Annotated in this window: 17 protein-coding genes; 2 read left to right on the top strand and 15 right to left on the bottom strand. The window is 38.1% G+C overall.

The genetic code is table 11. From position 1 onward, the window contains the following. Positions 1-73: 73 nt before the first annotated feature. From MT390_RS13180 to glmS, 12 genes are all read right to left on the bottom strand, one after another. Complete coding sequence (locus MT390_RS13180) at positions 74-3,274, bottom strand: type I restriction endonuclease subunit R (RefSeq protein WP_499441581.1); 3,201 nt, start codon at positions 3,272-3,274, stop codon at positions 74-76. Further along, positions 3,274-5,862, bottom strand: a complete 2,589-nt coding sequence (locus tag MT390_RS13175; protein WP_499441579.1) for an AAA family ATPase — start codon at positions 5,860-5,862, stop codon at positions 3,274-3,276. Before MT390_RS13175 ends, MT390_RS13180 begins: the two co-directional genes overlap by 1 nt. A gap of 8 nt (positions 5,863-5,870) precedes the next feature. Further along, the gene (locus MT390_RS13170) at positions 5,871-7,091 is read right to left on the bottom strand and encodes a restriction endonuclease subunit S (RefSeq protein ID WP_499441578.1); all 1,221 of its coding nucleotides are present in this window, start codon (positions 7,089-7,091) and stop codon (positions 5,871-5,873) included. A gap of 1 nt (position 7,092) precedes the next feature. Next, on the bottom strand, positions 7,093-8,724 hold the full coding sequence (locus MT390_RS13165) for a class I SAM-dependent DNA methyltransferase (RefSeq protein ID WP_499441576.1): 1,632 nt from the start codon (positions 8,722-8,724) through the stop codon (positions 7,093-7,095). Positions 8,725-8,797: 73 nt separating this feature from the next. After that, positions 8,798-10,072 carry an N-6 DNA methylase gene (locus MT390_RS13160; protein WP_499441574.1) on the bottom strand — a complete coding sequence of 425 codons (1,275 nt, stop codon included), beginning with the start codon at positions 10,070-10,072 and terminating at the stop codon, positions 8,798-8,800. Beyond that, positions 10,072-10,668 (bottom strand): restriction endonuclease subunit S, encoded by a 597-nt coding sequence (locus MT390_RS13155; RefSeq protein ID WP_499441572.1) that lies wholly within the window; start codon positions 10,666-10,668, stop codon positions 10,072-10,074. The genes MT390_RS13160 and MT390_RS13155 overlap by 1 nt, the downstream gene beginning before the upstream one ends. Positions 10,669-11,021: 353 nt before the next feature. Then, complete coding sequence (locus MT390_RS13150; RefSeq protein ID WP_499441570.1) at positions 11,022-12,650, bottom strand: Tn7-like element transposition protein TnsE; 1,629 nt, start codon at positions 12,648-12,650, stop codon at positions 11,022-11,024. 9 nt (positions 12,651-12,659) lie between these two features. Further along, positions 12,660-14,171 carry a TnsD family Tn7-like transposition protein gene (locus tag MT390_RS13145; RefSeq protein ID WP_499441568.1) on the bottom strand — a complete coding sequence of 504 codons (1,512 nt, stop codon included), beginning with the start codon at positions 14,169-14,171 and terminating at the stop codon, positions 12,660-12,662. A 2-nt stretch (positions 14,172-14,173) separates the two neighbouring features. After that, positions 14,174-15,832: an AAA family ATPase gene (locus MT390_RS13140; RefSeq protein ID WP_499441566.1), complete on the bottom strand. Its 1,659-nt coding sequence runs from the start codon at positions 15,830-15,832 to the stop codon at positions 14,174-14,176. After that, positions 15,832-17,916, bottom strand: coding sequence for a TnsB C-terminal domain-containing protein (locus MT390_RS13135; RefSeq protein ID WP_499441564.1), 2,085 nt, complete (start codon positions 17,914-17,916; stop codon positions 15,832-15,834). Before MT390_RS13135 ends, MT390_RS13140 begins: the two co-directional genes overlap by 1 nt. Then, entirely contained in the window at positions 17,903-18,733 is an 831-nt protein-coding gene (locus MT390_RS13130) for a TnsA endonuclease N-terminal domain-containing protein (protein ID WP_499441562.1), read from the bottom strand. The genes MT390_RS13135 and MT390_RS13130 overlap by 14 nt, the downstream gene beginning before the upstream one ends. 136 nt (positions 18,734-18,869) lie before the next feature. Next, positions 18,870-20,702: a glutamine--fructose-6-phosphate transaminase (isomerizing) gene (gene glmS, locus MT390_RS13125; protein ID WP_166372605.1), complete on the bottom strand. Its 1,833-nt coding sequence runs from the start codon at positions 20,700-20,702 to the stop codon at positions 18,870-18,872. Positions 20,703-20,979: 277 nt separating this feature from the next. Between glmS and MT390_RS13120 the strand changes: the two genes are divergently transcribed. After that, positions 20,980-21,231, top strand: coding sequence for a hypothetical protein (locus MT390_RS13120; protein ID WP_028869371.1), 252 nt, complete (start codon positions 20,980-20,982; stop codon positions 21,229-21,231). Then, entirely contained in the window at positions 21,232-22,593 is a 1,362-nt protein-coding gene (rmuC, locus tag MT390_RS13115) for a DNA recombination protein RmuC (RefSeq protein ID WP_499441560.1), read from the top strand. Between the two features lie 3 nt (positions 22,594-22,596). On the opposite strand, the gene MT390_RS13110 is transcribed toward rmuC, so the two are convergent. The 3 genes from MT390_RS13110 to trkA form a co-directional block, all read right to left on the bottom strand. Continuing rightward, positions 22,597-23,481, bottom strand: coding sequence for a LysR family transcriptional regulator (locus tag MT390_RS13110; protein ID WP_499441559.1), 885 nt, complete (start codon positions 23,479-23,481; stop codon positions 22,597-22,599). Between the two features lie 95 nt (positions 23,482-23,576). Beyond that, positions 23,577-25,025 (bottom strand): TrkH family potassium uptake protein, encoded by a 1,449-nt coding sequence (locus MT390_RS13105; RefSeq protein WP_499441633.1) that lies wholly within the window; start codon positions 25,023-25,025, stop codon positions 23,577-23,579. A 7-nt stretch (positions 25,026-25,032) separates the two neighbouring features. Continuing rightward, positions 25,033-26,409: a Trk system potassium transporter TrkA gene (gene trkA / locus MT390_RS13100; RefSeq protein ID WP_028869375.1), complete on the bottom strand. Its 1,377-nt coding sequence runs from the start codon at positions 26,407-26,409 to the stop codon at positions 25,033-25,035. Between the last annotated feature and the right edge of the window lie 34 nt (positions 26,410-26,443).

The following is a 26,443-nucleotide window of genomic DNA, read 5'->3' as shown; positions in this document are numbered from 1 at the left end:
ATTCAGCATTCAATAAATTTATAGGCCGATAAAAAATTTTAAAAATCAGCTCCGCATAAATATGCCACTTATCTTAATTAACATAAACACTTTGCCCTTGATTAGGGTACTTCTCGTATATATGCATATAAACTTCGCTACAGGTTTTAGGCCATAAATCATCGTTATATGATTCAGGTAAGCTATCTAAAACTTCTTCGATCATATTTTTCACTCTAGCCTTAGTTCGTTGTTTTTTGCGCCAATCGATAACTAAAATATCCTGCATTTTCACGGTTAACTCTTTGGCTATTTCTTTAACCTTTGCTCGTTCTTTATCGTTTAACGGTGCGTCTTGAATCATCAAGTCATATACTGCTAATTCTTCTTCTGTTAAACCTTCCCGAACGGTACGTTTTTCTTCATGCTCTAAATCATTAACAAATTCTTTTAAGCGATTAAAGAACTCCTCGGCGGTATAAGCACCTAGATTATATTGTTCAACTAAGTCTAAGAACTTTTGCTGTAAATCTTGGCGAGCTTTATTTTTTAATACCATTGGTTTTAGCTTGCGCTCAATCAGATTTTTTAAACGCTCAGCATCGGATTGCTTAGGTTTTTCAATTTTGGCAACCATAGTCGCTAGCGCATCAAAATCTATATCGGCAATATTAATCGGTTCTGGTAAATTACTTTTAATTTCAATCGTTGATATCGACTCATCAAGTAATTCATTTACTTGATTACGCACAACATCAAGTACATCTTCGTCATCAATTGATAAACCTGATTTCAAACGCATTTGAGAATAAATAATATTAATCGCGATTCGATAAGGTACATATTGATTAGCACTATCATCGGGCATGATCGCTTTAAAAATACGGTTGATTTGACGAAGAAATGCGGTAAATTCATCTTTATTTTTAGGATCTAAAAGAATTTCACTCGCGTTATCTAATAAAGATAGCTTAGCAAAGCCATCGGCTGGAGCTGACACTATTCCGGCTAAATCTATACCAATAGCATTTAAGAATACTTGTAACTCGCCAACCGCAATGCCAAGCGCTGTTACCAGTTCAGATTTATCTTTAGCAGGACTGTCTACTTGATAGCCTGGGCTATCTTCAGCGACACCACCACCGTACATGCCTAATGCTTGCTGAAGCGAGCTGAAAATATTGATGTAATCAACAATTTGCCCCGCAGATTTTCCTGCATACACACGGTTAGCACGAGCAATTGTTTGCATTAAGGTGTGACTTTTTAATGGCTTGTCTAAATAAAGTGTAGAGACCGTTGGGGCATCAAAGCCGGTTAACCACATGGCACAAACAAATACTATTCTTAAGTTGTCTTGAGGGTCTTTAAATTTCTCATCAATTTTTTCTTTTAAGAAGCGTTCACGATGGGGTTTGTAATTAAGACCTTTCTTAGCAAGGCGTTCATCATCATTTTGGCCACCTGATACAACCACCGCCATATCAGTTGATGTCATATGATCTATTTGGAAATTAAGTTTATTTAAACGGCTTCCTTTGACGACCTTAGCTTGTGCTTTTAAGCTAGTTAATTTAGTTTTCCAGGCTGCTTGGACCTTGTCATACATTTTTATCGTGGTTGCTTTATCAATAGAAACAACCATCGCTTTTCCTAACATACCATTAGAAAAAGGTGCACGATTAATATAATGTTCAACTAAGTCTTTCGCGACTGTTTCCAAACGGTCATCGCGTGTAATAATGTGATACGCTTTAGAAAATTCAGTTTCTAAACGAGTTTGTTGCTCCTCGGTTAAATCAGCATCATCTAATATCTCAGCAATTTCTTCGCCAATATACTCATTAGCTAATGACACTTCCGGTACCCTGTTTTCATAATACAGCGGTAAGGTTGCACCATCATCAACTGCATCTGAAAAATTATAAATACTAATGTAATCACCAAATACTTCTTGCGTTTTAGCCTCCCCAGCAAGCAAAGGAGTACCTGTAAATGCCATAAACGAGGCATTAGGCATAGCGTTGCGCATATTCATCGCTAAAGAGTCGTATTGACTTCTGTGGGCTTCATCAGTGATAACAATAATGTCATCCCTTTCAGATAAAACCGGATAATTGCCTTTTTCGTCACCTTTAAACTTTTGGATTAAAGTAAATACAAAACGGTGATCTTCTCCAAGTAATGCTTTTAATTGAACGCCTGAATCTGCTTGGCAGTTTTCGGTAACAATACCTGCTGAATTAAAGGTTTTATAAATTTGGTCATCAAGGTCGGTTCTGTCGGTCACTAAAACAAACGTCCAGTTACCGGTATATTTACGAAAGGCTTTTTTGCAGAAGAAAACCATTGAAAAGCTTTTACCACTACCTTGTGTATGCCAGAACACGCCTAGTTGGCCTGCACTAACTGAACTGGCGCGTTGTTTTACATTCGTTAAGCCTGACAAGGCTTGGTTAACACCGAGATATTGATGATACTTAGCAATAATTTTTACCGTCTGTTTCGTTTTAACAAACAGTACGTAGTTTTCAATAATATCGAGCAGGCGGTTTTGCTCACAGACACCGCGAATAACAACTTCTAAACTAACTCTACGCGCTTCTTTCTCACTTTCTATTTTCTTCCATTCGGCAAAATGTTCCCATTGACTTGAGATAGAGCCAACCTTTGATTGCACACCGTTTGATAAAAGAATTAATTGATTAAAAGTGAATAATTGGGGAATAGTTTTGCGATAATCGGCAAGGTTGTCTTTGTAAGCGGTTAATAAGTTCTTGTGGCTTGCTTTTAGCTCTACAAACACCAGTGGAAGGCCATTAACAAAGCCAAGTAAATCAGGCCGACGTGTTTCAATTTCTCCGGTGATGCTCATTTGGCTACAAAGCAAGAAGTCATTGTTACTGGCGTTTGACCAATCCAAATATTGAACAACACAATCTTCTTCATCTTCAGCATTCGTTGTATACACGTACCCATTGGTTAATAACTCATAAACTTCTTCATTAGCGGATATTGCCGTCATAGCACTTCTATCTCGCGCTATGTCGTCAATGGCTTCTTGTATTATCAATGGACTAATATCAGGGTTCAGCTTTAGTAGAGCGGCTTTTAATCGAGCAAATAAAACCACATCGTTGCGCGTTTCTCTGCCAAAAAACATTGTCCGATTAGCCAATGACTCATCATCTAATGAACCAAAGACTTCATCCCAGCAAGTCGCTGTTTCCCAGTTTAAATCTGAGAATAACTGAATGGCTGGCTGTTCTACTAAAGCATCTTCCGTGTATGTCATTATCTTCTCTTATTCAAATCTGAAAGCAAGTTGCTAATTAAATCTAAATCATCCTTCACTTCACTTATTTTTCTAGGTCTTTGCTGTAATCCCGTTGCAGTATCATGCCCTTGAAAAAATGTACTACAATTCGACATTCCACGGTCAATTATATCGTAATCTGTTTGGGTAATATCTCCTATCAGTTTACTGATACGTTGCGTTTGAATAGAACGCCCAAACCTTGTTACAACATTATTAAACAGCTTTTCTTCAATCAACCTTTCCCAAGCTTCCCGGAGTAAATTATAAAAACCGTAGCAGTGTTGTGAGTATTCAAGTTCAGTCCCTGTCCGGTCAACTTTGTCTATTGCTTGATAGCTTGCATTAAGTTGCCCAACTCTTGCTTTTATAGGTAAAGCATCCCAAGGAGGTGTATGGTCAACAAGGCCAGTATGCTTACGATTACGATCTAAACGAATTTGCGTAACTGAAGAGTCAGCTGTTTTCTCAACACATTCAAGTAAATATTTATAAAACACTATATCATGCGTAAATACAACCACTTGTCTTACGAGTGACTCCTCTACAAGACGTTTGCCTATATCCTCGCGCCATCTATGGTCAAGCGAGTTAACAGGATCGTCAAAAATAACCGCGGAGCGTCTACCATCTGAAATTATTTCAGCCATGAAGCAAGCAATGGCGATGCACCTTTGTTCGCCTTCGCTAGCTATTTCAGCAACCACGTTATTGCTGCCCTCAATAATTTCTAATTTAGAAAGTTGTTGACTAGAAGACCCTCTCGTTTTTACTTGGACGGTAAATCTATCAAACCCGAATTTCTTTAACTCATCTTCAAAGCACTTCAACAAAGGTTCAATAATTGTCGCTTTACTTAATTCATTTGCGAGAATAGTTACTTGCCTTGTATTTGCAACTGCTTCAATTGCTTTTAGCTTATTTTCAGAAACATAGCGCGATATGTTTTTGATAATGATTTCTTTGTTATCAGAAACTAATTTTCTTGACTCAAGCTCAGCTAATGCTTGTTCCTTCTCTACAATTAAGGTGTTATGAGATTCATCATCTTTACTTTCCAACTCGTTAACATCATTATTTAGCGCTTCTAATATGCCCTCGCAGTATTTAACAAGTGCTTCATCATAATCAGGGAAAGCATTTTCAGGATTAGAATTTAAAAATTGTAATTTGCGTAATTTAAGTGACTCAACAAGCTCTGCTATCGAGGTTTTAAACGCATTATCTTCAGTTGTCAGCTCATCAATAACAGCATCGTAATCGCTCAAATCTAACACGAGATCTTCGATTTTCTTAATTTCTGATTTAAGCGTTTTACTTACGTTTTCTGCCTCTTGGACCGCTTGATTAGCAACATACTCTCTAAAAGAAGCTAATTTCTGCGCACTATCACTGCAAATAGTTTGTAAACATAGTGGGCAAGTATCTGCCTCATTTGGTGGAAATGATATGTCACTCGATTGAGATTTAATAAAGGATTCCGCAGCTTGCCAAAGAGTTAGCCATTTGACATCGCCAATACCTTCAAATGGCAAGTTGGACAATACTCTTTCTCGTAGTTCTTTTGCGAGCTCAGCCTTTTCAGCAGCATCTTGCTTAACAGTATTTAAGACGGTATAAGCGTTATCGGATAAAACATTACCCAACGCTCTAAGCTTGTTGGAAAAAGGTGTTATCCTTGCGATCTTTGAATTTAAACCTTTTTTTATACTTGCCACAGATTGAGATTTCAGTTCAAAAACACTTTGTTGGGTTGGTGCTATTTGGCTAATTTCGTCTTCCGATGCGCAATGACTTTCAACCTCTTCTAACGTTGAAAGGTGGTTTAATCCATTAACAAACTTTCCACTAAAAGTGACAGATGAGAATACTGGTAACATTTGAAGACCGTTACCATGCATTAACTCTTCCCTAATTTGTCTTTTTACATAATCCAAAGCAATAGATAAGCTCTCTAGTACTTTAAGAACAAAAGGTTTGTAGCCAAGAGCCCCTTCTTTTTTACTTACATAATGCGAAGCAGTGTCTGTGTCGAATACTCGAATAGATTTCAAGTTTTCATCTGCTTCTGCTGTTTTTATCCAATCAACAGGTAAAAACTCATTATCATTACAAACAGTTAATTTTGCTGAAGACTCTTCACTCGAATTATCAAAAACATTACCCAATATGGGCGCAACGTCACCTCTCGTTAAACAGGCGTGTTTTAAAATACGAGCATAAGTTGATTTGCCCGTACCATTATCACCATAAACAATGTTTAAGCCTTTTGGGTTTAAAGTTAGATCTTGATTTGGCGCTAAAGAGCCGACATTCACCACATCAGTAATCGAAGATAAGTTTATCTCTGATACTTCTGATACTAATCCTGTTGCAGTTACCGGTGTTTCATAGAGCGCGTATAACTCACCTTTATCGATAACGTTATATTCCATCTGAGCTATTGCCCAGATCAAACGGTGCTGTGCCTCTGTTAACTCACCTTTGCTTAACGCAAGCTTGACGGCATGACGCCAAAAAACGGGTTTGTCTTTCACCCAATCAACTAATTTTTCTATCGGCTGCATAAATATCCTTATAATTCTATTTGTCCTGAAATTAACTTAGGCAACAACATATCGCGTTGTTTTTTGAGATTTTTATTTCTTTTTTGAAGGTTAAGAATGAGATCAAACGAGGAAGCTGTTTTCGAGCTGAATCCCTGAATGACTTCCTCGGGGGGAACAACAACTTCAATACCTTCGAACTTGCTCTTATTAACATTCGTCATGGTTGCCCCTGAAGAACCAAGTGCATGAATTTTTTGGTGTAGAGAAACGGCGAACAAGTAAAAATACTCCCTATATTTAGTATCATTCAACACAACAGAGTTTATTTGTTGGTTTGTCTGTAATTTCTCAGATGTAATTGTCACTACACCAGCTCTTGCACCAATACATGAAACGCAAACGGAGTTAGCTGGGACAAATTTATTTTTTTGACTGTTTGCGCCTTCTAAAGAAAGATAATCCCCTATATCTACCGAAAAAATTGCTCCATGCATATCAGGTGTTTTAAGGAATGGGACATCAGCATTATTGTAATATTCCTGTTTCTTCTTGCTAGGCGTTTTCCCTGTATTAACATCTCCTAAATCTTTAATACGCTTAACTTCCCACCCCGTTGGGATTTGGCCTAGTGGCGAGTCGATGAGCTTTGGTTTGCCGTCTGCATCAAGGTTATCTTCATGATTTGGGTAGCGGAAGTTAACAAACCATTCGCGATAAAGTGATTGCGCCATGTCTTCTAAAATTGCGATACGGCGGTTATTGTTTTCGATTAAGTTGTCGTAATTGGATAAAAGGCCAACTATTTGTATTTGGTCATCTATACTGTATTGTTTGATGTCAATGTTACGAATAACATCCAAATCAGCTCTTTGTCTTCCAGATGCTCCTACCATACTTTTTATTGCAGGCTCTTTAATTAACTCTGATTGGGATAAGTAATATACAAAATCAGATATAGAGACACCTTCCCTGCCTCTAAAAACAAAAAACTCAGTAGAACCAAATCCAATATTGTTTGTAAGATTCTTAACCTGACTTATCTTGCCATTTTGGAGACAAGGGGTTATTCGAGAAAATAATGTATCGCAATTACTAAATTTTGAACCGCTCCCTTTCAGCGGTTTCTCAACGCTAGAATTGACTGAACGAATGCTCGGTATCAGATCTGCCATTTCGACAAAGCTAACATCTGAATTTTTAGGTATCTGCACTTTCGGATTTATTTGTGCGAAGTCTTCAAATTTCATATTAGCTAAGCACCTTAGCCACATTAGTAGCAATACTGATTTCTAATTCATGTGCTTCTGCATTCAATACTTCTAATTCTTCTTGTAATGCTGTTAACTTAACAGAAAAGTCTTCATCACTGTCTTGTTCACCTTCGGCAACCCCCACATATCGACCAGGATTTAAACTATACCCTTGCTCAATTATTTTTTCTTTGGTGGCAACTTTACATAAGCCTGCTATATCTTGGTAAGCCAGTTCACCACTTTCATTAGTAAAGTGATCATCTAGTTTAAATTTTCCGTCGTTGCCTTGGTCGAGATGAGTTTCAAGATAAGTATTATCAATGTCTTGACCACGGTATAAACGCACAATATTGGCAATAAAATTAAGTTGCTCGCTGGTGTAATCACGCACTGCACGAGTCACTTGGCGGAAGATATGACGCGCGTCGATAAACAATACTTTATCTTTGTTGTGCGCAGGTTTATTTTTATCTAAAAACCATAACGCACAAGGTAAAGTAACGGTATAAAAGAAGTTGCTTGAAACAGCAACCATGACATCAACGCCATCTTCTTCAATCAGCTTTTGACGGATCTCTTGCTCTGAACCACGGGCATCACTGGCTGAGTTTGCCATGACAAAACCTGCACGGCCTTTTTGGTTAAGCGCTGAGTAAAACATTTGAATCCACAGGTAATTACCATTGTTATTACGTGGCATACCATAAGGAAAACGGTGTTTATCACCTTCTAATCGGTCTTTTTGAATTTCATTAACGTTAAACGGCGGGTTAGCCATTACATAGTCAAATTGACCGTATTGTTTACCGTCAATGACATCACCTTTTGCTAGCTCGAACGGGTCTTCATAATAAGAGTTACCTTCACGAATATCACCTTGTAAACCATGAACTGCAAGGTTTAACTTAGATAAACGAACGGTATCACCTGTTTTTTCTTGCCCGAATACAGACAACTCATCAGAGGCATCTTTATTATGTTTTGCAACAAAATCGGCAGAACTGATAAACATACCGCCACTACCACAAGCAGGGTCAAATACTTTGCCGTGGTAAGGTTCAATTACCTCAGTGATTAACTTTACTAATGCTGAGGGCGTGAAGAACTCACCACCGCCTTGACCTTCTGTTTTGGCAAATTCATTAAGGAAGTATTCGTAAATACGTCCAAAGATATCTGAACCAAGGCTGAAATCGATATCGTTAAAGTTTTTAAGTAAACTTTTTAGTATGTCGTTATCAAAGCGAGAGTAGGTTTTAGGCAGGGCATCTTTAATTGCTTCGTTGTCTGCTTCCAGTGCTTTCATGGCGTCATTTACTTTAACACCGATGTTTGAGCCTTCTGGTAATGCTAATAAATTAGAGAATAGGGCTTCATCAGGCACATACATGGCACCTTCTGCTTGAATTTTAGACTTAATATCGCCACCACCGCGACGACGTGAACTGGTTTGTTCGGCTAGTTTATCTTTTGCTAGGCTAAAACGATATTCTGCATACTTTAGGAAAATCAAACCTAAAATTGGACGCGAGTACTCTTGGGCTGTAAGGCCTGTGTTTGCACGTAATGAATCTGCTGCTGACCATAATCGTTTTTCTAATTCTTCTATTTTTTTAAAATCTGTCATGTTTATAATCCTTCTTATAATTCTCTTTATCTAAGGGGTACTTATCAAATATGAGTGTGAGTATGTGACTAGCTTATTGATATTTAGCCAATAATGATTTCAACGTCTTTTGAGACTGTTCAAACTCAACTTGATAGTTATTTAGTACTTTTAGCTCTTGGGTTATATCTAACTCTTCGACTTCAATGTGCTTTACAATGTAGCGAGAAATACTCAACTCGTTATTTTGTTCTCTAATTTCAGGCATAAATACGGCTTTGTAGCGTTCATCTTCTGCTAGCTTTCCAGCCGCTAAATCGGCGATCAAAGCAGCATCTTTTTCTGAAATAGTAATATTGTTTTTATTGGTTGTGCCTACTTCACTAGTATCAACGAATACCACCGGTGAACCTGCTGGTTTGTTTTTGTTAAGCACCAAAATGACAGGAGGGATGCTTGTGCCATCTAGAACATTAGCGGGTAAGCCGATCACAGCTTCTAGCAATTCATTTTCTAGTAAATATTCTCTCACTTTGGCATCATAACCACCTCGAAATAAAAAGCCTTGAGGCAGTAGAATATAACCTTTGCCTGTATCATTTAATTTACTTAAGGCTTGTTGTATCCATAAGCTGTCACCTGCGGTTGCTGATACAGAGTTACCTGTAGGCACTTGAATAAAAGGGGACTCCGCAAGTCTACGGCGTTCATCAGCGCCAAATTTTAAAGAAAATGGCGGTTCCATCACGACAAGATCAAACTGTTGCTTATATTCAAAGGCCGACTCTAAAAGCGAGTCACCAACAACTAATCTGAAATTTTTACCTTCTAAGGTTAATAAACGATATGCAGTAACATAAATGCTATGACTTTTTTCTTCTAGGTAAAGCTCTTCGGCATTTAAACTAGATGCTAACCTCGCTAATCCGCATGCACCGTCATACAACGTTTTCTTATTACAGGCACCGACGAGCGCAGTAAAAACTCTTTCCATGTTCAAGTTGGTTGAATCTACAGAGTACCTAGCAAGTGTCTGAGTACTCAACTCTCTTAGAGCGCTGGCAAGAACAGCAAAGTTTGTAATAGTCGCAATAACATTAACAACATGGTTAATGATCTTTCCATCAATTCTATAATGCTCTGGTGCTGTGCATACTTCCGCTGGGTGGATCTCTTCTAGCACCTTTCCTGCTTCTATTAGCATATCTAGTTGTTTAGCATGACCACTATTTATAATGATTTGGAATGAATCAGGATTTTCTTTTGCAATAAAAGCCACATAAGAAATCAATTCTATTGTATGTGATACTTCCATTGAGCCGCGACTACTATCCATTAAGTTTAATAACTGTTTTGTTAAGTTTTCCATTACGCAGCTCCTTTCATAAGTTTGCTGATACAAGCTGTAGTAACTTTCTTCTGCTGTTCAGCTAGCTTAATTGTTGCTTGATAAGCTTGGTTACGTGCATTAAAGAGCTCTGCAATTTCATGCTGTTTACTTAGCTCTGGCAGCTCAAGCTCCATCTTTTTGATATTTGATAAGTTTATATTCTTAATTGCTGCACCTGTACTTGTGGCATCTAACATGCTCTGACCAACAGCTGAGTTAAAGTAGGTTACAAGTACCTCGCCAAGTAATTGATTGTTGTTTGGTCTAAGTAAAATAAAATTGGCAGAAACAATTACATTAAGTTGGGCAATATTTTCAGTTACGTAACCCGCTCGAATTGAATTTCCTTTGGCAAGAAGCACTACATCACCTTCTTGTAATAAAAAACGCTGAATATCCTTACCGTCTTTTATCGTTACTTGGCTTAGATGCTGCTCAATAATTTCACCGTTTAGGTTTACTGAGCTACCCGTTAATAAATGCAATGTACCTTCAACGTTATTTTCAATTTTTTCAAATAGTGCGTTTGTTGCACCAGTGGTTAATTCATTACATAATACCTCGATAGTTTTCATATTAATCCCCTTTCGTTTTCAACCTACGAATTAAGTTGTTGAAGTGATATTAGCTAACAAAAAACATATTATCAAGTAGTTTTTTGAATTATTTAAATTCGTTCTTTAAAAACGAATTGAAAATATTAGTGTTCATGAACTTATTTTCTGTTTTTACAAGGTTATTTGATCTGCTAAATTTAGGGGGAATTTACTTTAGCGGTTGTTAATTTGGGGGGGTTATTAGTTCGAACTTACTTTATTTATGTTTTCTTGAATTTGGACGCATTTTTATTCTCTACAACTTAGTTTTACATATGTTGAAGACTATGAGCGATTTACTTACCTTTTCATAATCCTATAATTTGGATTTATTATAGTTTATTAGCAACTCTCCCTGCCCAATCTAAAATTGATTCAGTAGGGATGCCTGTCGGATGTCCTTCTACAGACGTAGGGTGAGAAATGCCGATATGCTTTTTATAACCAAACATGGCATCCATGTCTTGCGTAGGCCAGCTAAGAGATTTATTTATTACCCCTTTTTTGATTCGAGACAATTGTTCTTGCCAATTACGAGTATCAATTTTCCGAACACACTTGGTAGATAGCCATTTACTCAATCCTGTTACATCAACTTCGAGTAAATAATTAATATGCCCATTACGTTCTACTACAACACAACGAATTGTTCTTTTTGCCTCAGAGCTAATCAAATGGCATTTACTACGCCCTACTTGATCTAATTCATGGGTGTAGGAATCGATGATTGTACAGTCGTATTTTTCCTCTAGCATTTGTACCATCATATTAAAAGCGGTGAAGCGTGAGGCATATTCCTCTGAGTAATCGGTACTATCTTCCATTCCCCCTCCCATATCAGCAGAAGGTATATCTCCGTTGCTACCAGGTTCATTAGTACTTACCGTATCACTTGCTTTTTTTGATGGTTCATGAATACTACCTGACCTATGCCCCCTTTTAGGTGTCGTTATTTTTGACGTCGAAAAATGATTCTTAAACTTTAATGAGCAGGTGTTTTCACCCAGTAAAAAAGCATGGTTAGCACCGGACGCCTCCCTTTCATCATCAACTAAATGTTCATCTGGTCGCTCATACGGCTCTGTTCCATTACCACTCATTGTTGGTGGCTTCTCTTCGTCTGGGTGAGTAAAATCTAGATTATGAAAAAAGACTCTAGAGGGTATTTGTGCATTAATTTCTATACTAGTTATCTTCTCAACCAGAAAATATTCTCCACTTGTATCAATTCGACCCTCATAAGAAAAAGACCATCCTGTCATTTCTGGAGGATCGAAGTGAAATAGCCAGCGCTTATAACCGGATGAAGGCTCTAAGTTGCTCTCCGCATTAAAGTATCTAAAAATTGATTCAAATGAACGCTTTGCATTCCGATCAATAAGCAACCAGCTCAGCATTGCTCTTGTTGCAGAATCATTGAAAGCAGAAGCAGGAAAATTTGATGTGTGCAAAACTTCTATATTGGCGTAACCCTCCTTTGCGTTAACCTCGACTTTAAAATCCGTTAACAAACGAGAGGACATCAATGACGCTCGCGATAAATAAGAACTGGCGTAAAACAAAACCCTAGCCAATTCAAGTTGAGGAATAACCAGTTTAGGAGCATTTTTTCTATCCAATATAAATGCATTTTGCTCCGACTCTTTCTTTCTCAAAGACTCTGCTGAAGCTAAATTTGGAAAGTCTTTTAGTGTACTTTTTCGGAGGTAATCATTGGTTCTAAATGTATGGCGTTCTTTTTCCACATAGGTTTCTGATCGTTCCCTTTGATTTATTATTTTACCTCGATACAACGCTGGCACATTTGAAAATGCAGTGGCATAAAACCCATTTTTTTGCTGAGGTGGGTAACACCAAACTTCAATTGAAGGTCGATAAGATGTGTCACTTATTCGCACCAATACTCTACCGATGTGAACTATACGAACATCATCATCGCATTTGTAAAATCTAGCTCCCATCTTACTTCCTTATTTGATGTTTGATTCTGTAACAACCCAATCAAGCAGGTTATTCACTATCGGTAATATTCTTTCTTTCGAAAGGCTAGCTGAACGCATTAATTGCCAACGGTTCATTCCTTCACCTGTTTGTGATCTAGCTTTTACTGTCATCGCAAGCCGACGCGCTTGATACTCAAAGACGCTCTCTTGATATTTATTTAAAGTACTGTTCAACATGGGCAAGAAGTACAACCTCTTACTCACTGTGCTGGAGTGTTTTAACTGATTAAGCAAGAAACTCTTAGATCTTTGGGGACCTTCAATGACAATATCTAATTGATCAATAACTTTAAGAAGTTGCTTAGTCAATGCACGATCTCTTGCACTCCAATCAACTTTATTCTTTCTTTCAACTGATTGGTCATGATGGGTTCGATTGAAGGCTAATAGCCAATTTTTATCATTTCGATATAGCCAAGCATACAATGCTCCGCCACCTAATAGCGAACGTGCTTTCTTAATTGACGTTGTACTTATTAAGGTTTGCCATTCAATACGCTTTTCTTCGATATGTTCTGATTCAGGCTTAAGGCTTTTAGTCACATTAATAGTCACTTTTTCTTTCGTTTTAACTTCTTTAATGATTTCACTTACTGTCATATCAGAAATGAAAGCTGACCAAACTGTTAAGTGCTGTAAATAACTAAATGATTTGCGGTGGCTACGAAATATCGTTCGCAACCAATTAGTATCCACATTAAAGTCAACGACGAGTTCAGGAGTTGCTATATTGTTAATTACACGATCCATAATTAATTCATGTGAAACCTGTTTCGTGCCTTTTCCACAATTAAAGTCGTGTGCTAAATGATTATAGAATTTACTCCATTGGGACTTAGTAGGAGATTTTTGACAAGGCAAAAATAAAACTTCTTGTGCTTTTTGCACTAAGTAGGACAGTTGATCTATTTTGCTATTTCCATCACCTAGATAAGAGTTGCAAAGTATACGACCACAAGCATGAAATGAGTGTCTATTATCATGGTAAGAAGCTGTAGATTGGTTTAAAAAACCATGTTTCTGACAATATGGTAGGCCGGGAAGATACCACAACCTAGACCAATAACTTTCTCCATATTCTTGCTCTTGCTCAGCTTCGCATAAACTACATGAACGGAAATTACCTGACGTTTTAACAATCGAAGCGGGAGCCCCAAGCATTAAATGCACTGCTCCTTTGGAACACTTTTCCATTCTGCTTAACGCCCTAATTCTTATACTTTCATCAGTAAATGGGGCATAAATGGGAAACATAGTATGTTCATAAATAAGCTGTTGAACATCAAATTTATCAGTATTAATCAACTGCCTAGAGATCGCCGATAAATGACTAGGTAGATCTATTGTTGCAATAACTTTTCGGTTACCAAAGACTTGTTCAAGTAATTGCTTAGGGCTTGTAATAGCACTACGAACTCCTGCCCTAGCAACTAAGCTATAAATTAACTCATCTGGATATGGGACAGGAAAATTGTGCAATATTAACCAGCCTTTTCTAACAAGGATTGGATATCTAAAACTAAACCTGACTTTGACAATGTCGAGTACATTGTAGAATCAGAATCGGATTGAGAGTAAATAAACCTCAAATCATCACTATCAAGTGTATTCCACTGAGTCTGTTTAATTGATACTGGTTTATTACCTGTTTTACGAGGTTTAATTTCTTTAGGTGTAAGTTGCTCTGGATTAGTTAAATTTTCATGCACCAAGGGCAATAAACTGATCCAAGTTAAACCTGGATTCTGATCAAATAGTTGTCGAATTACAGGCGCTAAAAGTGTTGAGTCAAAGTCATCCTTTAAAGCCATGTAAACACGCCGCTCTTCTTCAGTTCTAAGTTGTTGATAAGCAAATTCTTCCGGAGTCTGTTGAGCAGATGCAGCTACATCTTGTCGTAATTGCAATACTCGTTTGTCGGTATCACTTAATTTCAGGTCTGAAAATTTAATTATTTCTTCGATATCACCGGAACGCAAAGCTGCTAGCATTGGATGAACGGGTCTTAATTCATCCTCGTAAACCTGTTGCATTAATTTTGGCGTAATTCTTTCTACTTTTGTCGCAATTGCTCTCAACTGACTCAACATGAATAGCTTTACCACAATATCAAGCACACCTTGACTAAGGTCATACCATAAAGCTCGAATATCATCCGATAGAACTTCATCACGCTTCTGAAGCCATTGAAGAGACCATAACTTATCGGTTAATGCCCTCCATTCCCTGCCTTCTTCCATCGGGTCCCAAAAGATCGCCCCAAGCCCAGAACCTCGTCTTGCAGATCGCATATCTGCTTCAAATATCTCTCTTGCTCGTGGGGTTCCGACCAAAATAACAGGAAGTCCGATTGTATTAACTAACGTCACAAAGAAATTGAGCATTTTTTCAGAACCACCCGATCGTGAACGACTAAGGTGTTGTATTTCATCGATAATAAGCACACCTAAAGCATGTGCATTTGCAACTTGTGCCATTGCAGCCAGAAGTGTTTCAATACTAGGCCGTTTACTCATTGAGTATTGTTTTTCGTAGTTTGATGTTCCTAGTGCTCGATCCATCGCACGAAAAAAGTTCAAACAGAGTTCTTTAAGAGAACCATCATGAGAGCAATCGATTTTTAGATAAACTACTTGCTCAAGATTTCTGTCTGGGTGATAAATAACCTGTGGGTATAGCGATAAAAGCTGCTTCATCGCAGTTGTTTTTCCATTACCACTACACCCTATCAGCGTCATACTTTGTGCAGTTGAACTCACCTCTGTGAATTTTATCGCTTTTAAATCACCAGAAATCACACGCTCATAACCATTTTGTATATGTCTGGCCCAATCACCTGTCTCAGGGTTTCTTCCTACGTAACCACCCCTTATCATTAATGAAATCCGCTCATGCAACTGTATGTGCTGACTTAGCGGTTGAAAAAAATCATCAATAATACGACAAATATTGTGTGCTCTTTCTACTCCATCTGAATGAATATCTTCAGGGGAGCAGCGTAACGAATCCTTCAGCGCGCTTAAGTCATCTATAAAACTATTTAGAGGAGGAAGTGCCTCTATCAACGGGTTACCCTGATAAACTGACAGCTTTGCCGTTTGATAAGCTGCAATAACACGGTGGCTTTGACTTTTCTGCATCAGCTATCATCCTCATCATCAAAAAACTCAGGTATAAAGTCAGGAAGTTGATAGTTTTCTTCCTCTCCTTTTAACGGTACAACCTGTGCCAATTTCTCTTGTTTAGGTCTATTCGGTTTTATAGCTAATTCCTTTCTCTCTTGCTCACGTAATTGTTGCTTGTTCCCTTTAATTTCTTTTATTTTTTGCGCATTACTTAATGTGCTTGTTTTACGATTATTTCTAGCCTTTTTAATTTTCTTTTCAAGAAGATCATCAAAATCTCTTTCGACCGGTGAATACTTGTATTTTGCTTCTGCTAAAGTTTGTTTTTGAGCGTCTTGTCGTTCCCAAACTTGATACCAAGTCATATCACGGAATTCGCGACTTCTAGTAGATATATCGCAAATCCAGAAAGTATTTTTTCCTGATTCAGGGAATAGATAGATATGATTAACCGCACCCAGCTCATACGCTGCGTACAGTTTTTTAGGTCTAGTTATTTCTGAAGAGCGGTGCATCCAACCAGCTTGAATAATTTCTTTTCCTGTATAAATGACCCCCCAAAGTTTTACCCCTAATTCAGATACACTGACCCTTTCACGAGGTAATAGTAAGATTTTTGCGATGTCAGTATCTATAGTTCGTAAACGCCCTGTACGATGCTGAAGCCCCCATTTCCAAAGTTCAATAGGAATAGATGGGAGGCTTTCTGGCATATCAGGAGCACGATCATATTTTTCTAAAGGTTTATTCATGTTATGCGCAAGAATTGAGTAAAGCATAATCTCAAAAAAATCAGATTTTGCTACAGCAGCCTCAACTCTATAGTCTTTTTCACCGTGTTTTTTAACCTTGTTTCCCGATACTACACCGGGCATATAAGGTTTAAATTTAGCCTGAAAAGTGCCAAATGAACGCTCAACAATACCTTTCGCATCTCCTCTACGTGGAGGAGCGCTTTCTAATCGAACTCCAATAGCATCGACTAAGTAATTAGCTTGATGACTCATTAATTCACCACGGTCAGCGAGTAAAACATCAGGGATCCCCACACAAGGCCATTGGTCATCGGAAATATCAATGCCGTATCGTTTACAATCATCGACTTTACTAATGAAACTCGATATCAATGCTTTCATCGCAACAGGAAAAGAAGGGTTATCGAAACCAATATAAAATCCCGCAACCATACGACTAAAAACATCAATGACCATGTATATGGTTGGTCTACCGATAACTCTGTCCGAATCGTTATCATCTACTAAATATATATCTGCGATAGTGGCATCAATTTCATATCGACTTCCAGGCCCTAAAGCTTGTTCAGTTGCAGTCCCATGAAGTGGCCGCACATCCTTGTTATATACGCCTTTAGGCGTCTGTAAGGTAAGTTGGGTAGTCTTGGTATACTCTGTTTTATAAAAGTACTGAAATTGACGAAATGTTGGAATCTCATATTCCTCCACTTCAGGATATTTTAATTTGTAGGCTGTTCCAAACTTGCTATATGCATGCCGAATTGAATAGCCTTTATCGTTCATTAAATACTTATCGCAAATAATTCGAAATTGCTTTCTAATACTTTCATTTACAGGTTCACCGCTACCGATACCGTAAACTCTCGGTCTACCAGCTTTGTTAGTTGTGAAATTCCTTCTCTTTCCGGCCCCACCTGAGTTTTTGTAATCAGGCAAAAATGCATTTTTTATTTGGCCTCGTTGCCAATAGCGCCGAACCAAACGATAAATTACTGATTTATTTTTACCAGACGTAGTAATCGCATTATTAATTCTTGTCGCACGAGTTTTCTTATTAAAAACATCTTCACCTTCGACAATAGGCTTGATCAATTCATAGTTTTTAAAGCTTTCTTGGTAATGATTAGCCTCTGTATCCCAGAATTCAGCCTGTAAATAGGCATATGGGTCTGGAATTCTCTCTATACGCCCTTCATCAACCCAATTATTACATTCATCAAAATAAACTCTTTCTGGAAAGCCTTTTTGCTCATCCATAGCAATCCAATAAAAATAATTATTTTCAGTAAAAAGTATCCTATAAGACTTATCATCAAATATGAGAGTTTCGTTAACTTGCCACATTAATACGCCCCTCATGTAAAGAAACGCTTCTAAACATAATATTTTTTGCTTTCAGGTTATGAAAAGAATAACGAATATCAAAAGTAATAAGTCTTGCAGCGCACATTAAGCGAATATCATATAGTGACTTACCTAACTCTTGCTCATATGCTTTGTCATATTCCTTACATATATCAATCACTTTCCTATTCGGATAGAGATCAAAATAAGCCTTCATATTTTCAAATAATAATTTCAACTCGTCAGTGATTATCTCATCAAAATATCCCTTAACGCCGTATAACCACTCGATATTAGATACAACAACTTTATCTATCTCTTTTTCTGTCACGAGGAACCAAGGGATTTTTTTAAGCTGCCAATATCGCCGCTCAATTTCAAGCTTTTCAACAGTTCTTGGATCTTTTAACGCCTCAGAGTACTTTACTTGAATGGCAAATTTGGGTTGATTTATGGAACTTGAATTGACTAAAAAATCCGAAGACATTACAAGGTTAACACCGCCTTGCGAAGGGTGAAGAATCTGACATTCTTTAGATATATTAACAGTGTCATCCCTATTTAGTGGGAACTGCTCGCGAATATCAGTTACGGTAGAGTTGTGATCGAGAAGAAGAAATACTGCGAATTCAAGGTCAGATAATACATGGTGAATCCGGCATGTGAGGTGAGAATAGACTCTTTGAGATCGCCCGTCTGATGGAACTTCATTAACATATAACCACGGCTTGTAACCAGAAAGTGCTCCAGCACCTCGGCCATCTTTAATCCGTTTAATAATTTTATTTTCAGTTAGAACGTACTTTGATCTTGCCATAAAAAAATCCGGTTAACTTTTATTCAGTTTAACCGGATTAAAAAAGTTTTCAACTTTATTGTTTAGTTGCAATCTTTATTGTTTAGTTGCAAACTTTATTGTCTGACGACACATAAATAAAAACTTACTTGATTATTTATTCCACTGTAACAGCTTTGGCTAGGTTACGTGGTTGGTCTACATCAGTCCCTTTAATCAATGCCACATGGTATGACAATAATTGCATCGGTACCGTATGGAATATAGGTGCGATGATTGGATTTACATGAGGTAATGAGATAATTTTCATTCCATCACATGCTTCAAAGCCTGAGTTTTCATCAGCAAATACATACAATAAACCGCCACGTGCACGCACTTCTTCAACATTTGACTTCAATTTCTCTAATAAGTCATTATTTGGTGCAACCACTACTACAGGCATATCTGCATCCACTAACGCTAATGGACCATGTTTTAATTCACCTGCTGCGTAAGCTTCTGCATGAATGTAAGAGATCTCTTTTAGTTTTAACGCCGCTTCCATCGCGATTGGGTAGTACTCACCACGACCTAAGAATAATGTGTGGTGTTTATCGGCAAAGTCTGGTGCTAATGCAGCAATTTCTTTATCAAACGCTAACGCTTTTTCAATTTCAGTTGGTAATGAATGCAGCGCATGTACAATTTCAGCTTCTTTTTGCGGACTAATAGTACCTTGCTCTTTACCAATAGCAGTCACCAAGATCAGCATTGCAGCAAGTTGTGTAGTAAATGCTTTAGTCGATGCCACACCAATTTCAGTCCCAGCGCGAGTCATAAACGCAAGGTCAGATTCACGTACTAGTGAAGAACCAGATACGTTACAGATAGACATCGCAGACATGTAACCTTTCTCTTTCGCTAAACGCAATGCAGCTAACGTGTCCGCTGTTTCGCCTGATTGAGAAAGTGTAAGCAATAAACTATTTGGGCGAACAACAAAATCGCGGTAACGGAATTCAGAAGCGATTTCAACATCACAACTTACGCCAGCAAGTGATTCAAACCAATAACGAGCCGCCATACCTGAGTTGTATGAAGTCCCACAAGCGATGATTTGAACATGTTCAACTTTAGATAAAATCTCTTTTGCGCCATTACCAATGCTTTCAACAATGATGCTGTCTTCGTTTATACGGCCTTCTAATGCACTGATTAATGCAGTAGGCTGTTCAAAAATTTCTTTTTGCATAAAGTGACGGTATTTACCTTTACTACCTGCATCATGCTCAACGGTAGATTCAATCACTTCACGTTCAATCGCTTCACCACTTGCATCAAAAATATTAACTTCACGACGAGTTATTTCCGCTACATCACCTTCTTCAAGGTAAGTAAAACGACGTGTTACGTTTAATAGCGCTAGTTGGTCTGATGCAAGGAAGTTTTCACCAATACCATGACCTATAACTATTGGGCTACCTGAACGTGCAACGACTAAACGAGATGGGTCACGGCTATCTAATGCAACCATGCCGTAAGCACCTTCTAATTGAGGCACTGCTTTTTGTACTGCTTCACGTAATGAAGCTGCTGTTTTTAGCTCCCATTCTACTAAATGAGCAATTACTTCAGTATCAGTTTGAGATTCAAAAACATAACCACGCTCTTGTAGCAAGCGACGTAGTGATTCGTGGTTTTCGATAATACCGTTATGTACGATAGAGATAGCACCAGAAACATGTGGGTGAGCATTAACTTCTGAAGGTTCGCCGTGTGTTGCCCAACGTGTATGAGCAATACCTGTTCCGCCCATTGTATGCATTGCATCAACAGCATCAGCTAATTCTTTTACTTTACCTAAACGACGTACGCGAGTTAATTTACCTTCGCTATCAACAATGGCAACACCTGCTGAGTCATAACCACGATATTCTAATTTTTTTAAACCTTCGATTAAAATTTCAGACACTTCTCTTTGCGCAACTGCACCAACGATACCGCACATAAACTACCCCTTTTAATTAGTTTCAAATTATATAAACACGCACTCTAGTGCATTTTTAAACATAAATCACTTAAAAAAACGCACAAACGCGCATAAAACTTATGTTTAACATCATTTAGTCAAACTAAAAGCAAAAAGGTGCAAAATAATGCAGCTTTTATTTATCATCAACCTCTCGTAGATAACGTGCGTCATGCTTATTTTTTACGCTTGCCTATTCACTTCTTTATAATTACTGGTTAAAGTTACAGTTCTTACGTTGTCGATTGGAAAAAACATGTTGAATCACCCGCTTACTCAAGCATTATCCTTAGCTTGGAAACTACTAACGGTTTTGATCTTACCTGTCATTATGGCTGTCTATGTAGAAGTGGTGGACACCTATTATATTGCGTTTTCTTTTTCTGATTTAGACCAGGGTAAAAATTTGCATAAGTGGGCTATTCTCGGGATTTATCTGCTATTTCTACTGTGTTGGAATAGACTTAACCCACATGTGATCAATACATTAAAGAAAATGGAATATTAAATGCCAGCAGATTTATTGGCAAATAACAGCCTATTATTAATGAGTATTATAAGTGCTTTACTTTTTATCAGCTTATTAATCGCCCTTAACCGTTTATCTCACCACAAAACAGATCTTACTGAGCAGTATTTAGCCCTGAAGCTAAGTGAACAAAATCTGCAACACCAAACACAACAAAATCAATTGCTAGACAGTAAAATAGCGGCTTTATCGTTACATAATGAAAGCTTGCAAGCACAGGTCAGTAAATTAACCACGCGCGTTAGAGAATCCGACGTTCGCTTGCAGGCAGGAGAACAACGATTACAAGATCAACAAGCAACGGAGGCAAAATTAAGCCAACAGTTTGAAGTGTTGTCACAGCGTATTTTTAACGACAAATCAACACAGTTCCAACAATTAAACAAACAATCCATCAAACAACTATTAGACCCTTTAAGTACTCAACTCGAAGGTTTTAAAAAGCAAGTAAGCGATTGTTATATCAATGAAAGCAAAGAACGTTTTAACTTAAAACGAGAAATCGACCAACTGGCTAACTTAAATAGCCTGATGCACCAAGAAACTCAGAACCTGACGAATGCTTTAAAAGGCGACAATAAGCAACAAGGAAACTGGGGAGAGGTTGTTTTACAGCGCATACTAGAAAACTCAGGTTTACGTGAAGGGCATGAGTACCAAACTCAGGTCAATTTAAAGGATACACGAGGGCAACGCTTTCTTCCCGATGTAGTGGTTAATTTACCGCAACAGCGTAATATAATTATTGATTCAAAAGTGTCTTTAGTTGCCTATGAACGTTACTTTAATAGTGAAAATATTGGGGAGCAAAAACAAGCGCTTGATGCACATTGTTTATCTATTCGTCAACATATTAAGGGCTTAGGGAAAAAAGATTATCAGGATTTAATTGGTGCCAACACACTCGACTATGTATTATTATTTGTGGCCGTTGAACCCGCCTTTATTACAGCTTTAGAGCACGATCCAAGCTTAGTTCAACTGGCGCTCGATAATAATATTTTATTAGCTAGCCCGAGTAACTTAATGATTGCACTCCGCACTATCGAAAACCTATGGCGCTTTGAACGACAAGAAAAAAATGGGCAGTTAATTGCGCAACAGGCGAGCAAGTTATACGACAAACTACGCTTATTCAGTGACAACTTTTTAGAGGTTGGTTCACAGCTAGATAAAGCGCAAAAAACTTACCATAGCGCCCTCAAGCAGTTGAGCGTCGGTCGTGGTAATGTGATTCAACAAGCAGAGCAATTAAAGGGCTTAGGAGTGCCGATTAAAAGGCCGATTGCAGAGCAATTAACGCAACACAATAGCGAGCCAGAACAATTAAGTGAAGAATAGTTCTTACTTTAACAGTTGCATTATTTTAGTTTCAAACCATTGATAACGAGCAGGTAATTGACGATAACGCTTTTGCGTTAAATACAGAGGTTCGTGCGTTGCATTAGCTAATGGTACTATTTTTAATTGTTGCTGTTGGCTAAATTGCTGTACAGCACGCTTTTGCAAAATAGTGAAACCAACCCCCTCTGCAACGGGTAATAGTATTTGCTGTATTTGATTCACATAACCTTTGATATGAAGGCTACTAGGGCCTTTATAATCCGCTGCAAAGTTACTTGAAAAAACCTCATCAAGAAAGTGTAAACCATCCGGGTGATTAATAAATCCCAATTTATTGAGTACTGCAAACCCAACATCTTCGCTTATATCAATTTTCGCCGGCAATACTAGTTGTAGCTCCTCGTAACCCACTAATGTTTGCTTGAGTTGTTCATGTACTGTTTGTCGAGTCACAATACCAAGGTCTATTTTATTATTGAGTAAGTCAGTAATGATGTTTTGATTTGGCGCCGCTTCTACAAATACGCTTAATTGCGGGTGTGCACTTTGTTGTTTTACAAAATAGGGATAGAGGAAGTTTGCGAGGGCACCTGAACAAGTGATTGAACAGACGCCTTGCGTTGCATCATCATGATTAATACTTTCACTTAATTTCGCTTCGAGATCTCGCATACTTAAGCCCATTTGATAGAGCTTTTCACCGGCTAATGTTAATTCAAACTGTTTGCCATAACGTGCTAACAACAAGGTATCAAAGTGTTTTTCAAGCTTTTTAATATGTTGAGTAACACCGGGTTGAGTCATAAACAACTGCTCTGCGGTATGCGTAAAGTGCTTTGTCTCAACCAACTTCATAAAGGTGTTTAAATGCTTTTGATTAATCATGAGTATCTTCTCTTAATACGTTTTACCGCTGGAGCATGCGTTCCAATTAATCAAGACTATCGCAGAGGAAATTGCTCACACTCACCACAACATGGTTAACGACGCCAAAAGTGTCCTGTAAACATAACCGCTACAGTTAATATCTCTAAACGCCCCATTAACATACAAATAGATAATATCCACTTAGAAACATTCGGCAGTTCAGCAAAATTACCAGAGGGCCCTATCGACTCAACTAACCCTGGTCCAACATTTGATACCGCAGTAATTGATGCTGTTAATGCCAGCATGGCCTGTGATCCAAATAAAGTAAGCAATAATGTAGAGACTGCAATGGTCGCCATATAGGCAATTACAAAGGCCACTAATGAACGTAAAATTTCATCACTCACTTTACGATTATTGTATTTTTGCGTGAATAGCGCATGTGGGTGCATTAATAACATTAGATGACGTTTTAATAGGCTGAAGGCAATTTGAAAACGGAATATTTTCATGCCACCAGAAGTAGATCCAGAACAAGCACCGGTAAACAACAAAACAGCAAAAATAATTAAACTGAAATCCCCCCACGTTAGAAAATCATCTAAGCCAAAGCCAGTGGTAGTGATCACTGAAACCACATTAAATACACTCAACCTAATAGCATCAGCCCATAAGAACTGACCACTAATGACTAAATAAGCACTTAGACTTAATGAACAAGCAATCACTAACCATGCAAAACCTTGAATCTGGGCATCTTTCCATAACGGTTGTAATGACTTTTGCTTCATACCTCGAATCAACAATAAAAAAGGTAACCCACCTAAAAACATAAAGATAATTGCATTCCAATGCGCAATATGTGAAAAGTGTCCCATCGAACTATCGGAGGTGGAATATCCTCCTGTGGAAATAGTTGTCATGGCATGATTGACGGCATCAAAATTATCCATACCTGCAATTCGATAACCAATAAAACAACAGATAGATAAGAACACATAAACAAATAATATATCTAAGGCAACACGACGTGTTTTGGCCGTGGATTTATCGGACCAGTCAGAAGACTCGGTTTGGAACAAGCGCATGCCACCAACATTTAAAAATGGCAAAATCGCTACGCCCATCACTATGAAACCAACACCACCTAACCATTGCAAAATAGATCGCCAAAGCAAAATACTAGGGTGCATAGTATCTAAGCCATGCAATACCGTACTGCCGGTCGTAGTAATACCAGACATAGTTTCAAAGAAGGCATCGCTATAACTAATATGTTCAATAAAAACAAAGGGCAAGGCCGCAAATAAACTAGAAAGCACCCACACACCAGTGGTTAATAAAAACATCTCTCTTACACCCAAATGCGAATGTTGTTTTTCGCCACCTAGGTATAAGAAAATAGCAGAAGCAATGTGCGTAATAATAATAGAAATTAAAAATTCGACGCCGCCCAAGGTGTTATTATAAAAAGCTAATAACATGGGAAAATACATAAATACTGCCATTTTAGACAGTACTAAACCTGTAATAAAAAACAGAGGACGGTAAGTCATAATTCGCAGCTTATAAGAAGAATGGACTTGGTTGGAATAGTTTTTCGATGTCGTTAATGTACTTCTTATTCACCAAGAACAGGATCACATGGTCATCACTTTCAATCACCGTATCATCATGTGCAATTAATACTTGTTCATCACGAACAATTGCCCCCACACTGGTTCCTTTTGGCAATTTCAACTGTGATATCTCTTTGCCCACTACTTTCGAGGTCATATTATCGCCTCGCGCAACAATCTCAATCGCCTCTGCTAAGCCTTCTCGCAACGAATAAACGTGTTTTAAGTCCGCTTTACGTACATGTGTTAGTAGTGCGGATAACGTGGCCTGTTGTGGTGAAATGGCGATATCCAGAATATTACCTTGGATCAGATCCACATAGGCATTACGTTGAATTAGCACCATCGCTTTTCTCGCGCCCAAGCGCTTTGCCAACATCGCCGACATAATATTGGCTTCATCATCGTTAGTCACAGTGATAAAGAGGTCAGTCTGGTCGATATGTTCTTCTAGTAGTAAATCTTGGTCAGAAGGATCGCCACAGAACACGATAGTATTGGATAAAGTTTCAGATAAATATTCAGCTCGACGAAAATTCTTTTCAATCAATTTAACCGAATTTTCTTTTTCTAAACGCTTCGCTAAACTTTCACCGATATAACCACCACCGACAATCATAATGCGTTTATAGGGGTGCTCAAGCTTTTGCATTTCGCCCATAATGGCACGAATATTAGGGCTTGCAGTGATAAAGAACACCTCATCATCGGCTTCGATTATGGTTGTGCCCTGCGGTCGAATGGCTTTACCACGCCTAAATATTGCCGCTACGCGTGCTTCAATATTGGGCATATGTTCTTTTAACGCAGAAATAGCATTACCAACCAAAGAGCCGCCATAATAAGCACGGATCGCCACTAATCCAACTTTGCCATTAGCAAAGTTAGCTACTTGTAAAGCACCCGGATATTCAATTAGCTGAGTTATATAATCACTCACTAATTTTTCAGGAGCAATGATGTGGTCAATCGGAAAAGCATCTTTATTGAATAATTCTTTCTCATGCATAACCACACTTTGAGAACGAATACGGGCAATTTTTTTAGGTACGTTAAACAGTGTAAATGCGATCTGGCAAGCAACCATATTGACTTCGTCACTATTGGTTACCGCAATCAACATATCAGCATCGATAGCACCAGCATCACCGAGAGTATGTGGACTTGACGCACTACCTTGTACAACGCGTAAATCAAAGCGATCTTGTAACTCTTGCAAAGCTTCGTGGTTTTCGTCCACCACCGTGATATCGTTATTTTCGCCGACCAAGTTTTCCGCTAAAGAAGCCCCCACTTGCCCGGCACCTAAAATAATAATTTTCATGTCATCTCACTGCTTATCGATTTACTGAATGTCG

This window comes from Vibrio sp. 2-Bac 85 (genome assembly GCF_037546705.1).
Taxonomy (GTDB): domain Bacteria; phylum Pseudomonadota; class Gammaproteobacteria; order Enterobacterales; family Psychromonadaceae; genus Psychromonas.
The sequence above is the reverse complement of the archived record's forward strand: the minus strand, read 5'-3'. Positions and strand labels throughout refer to the sequence as shown.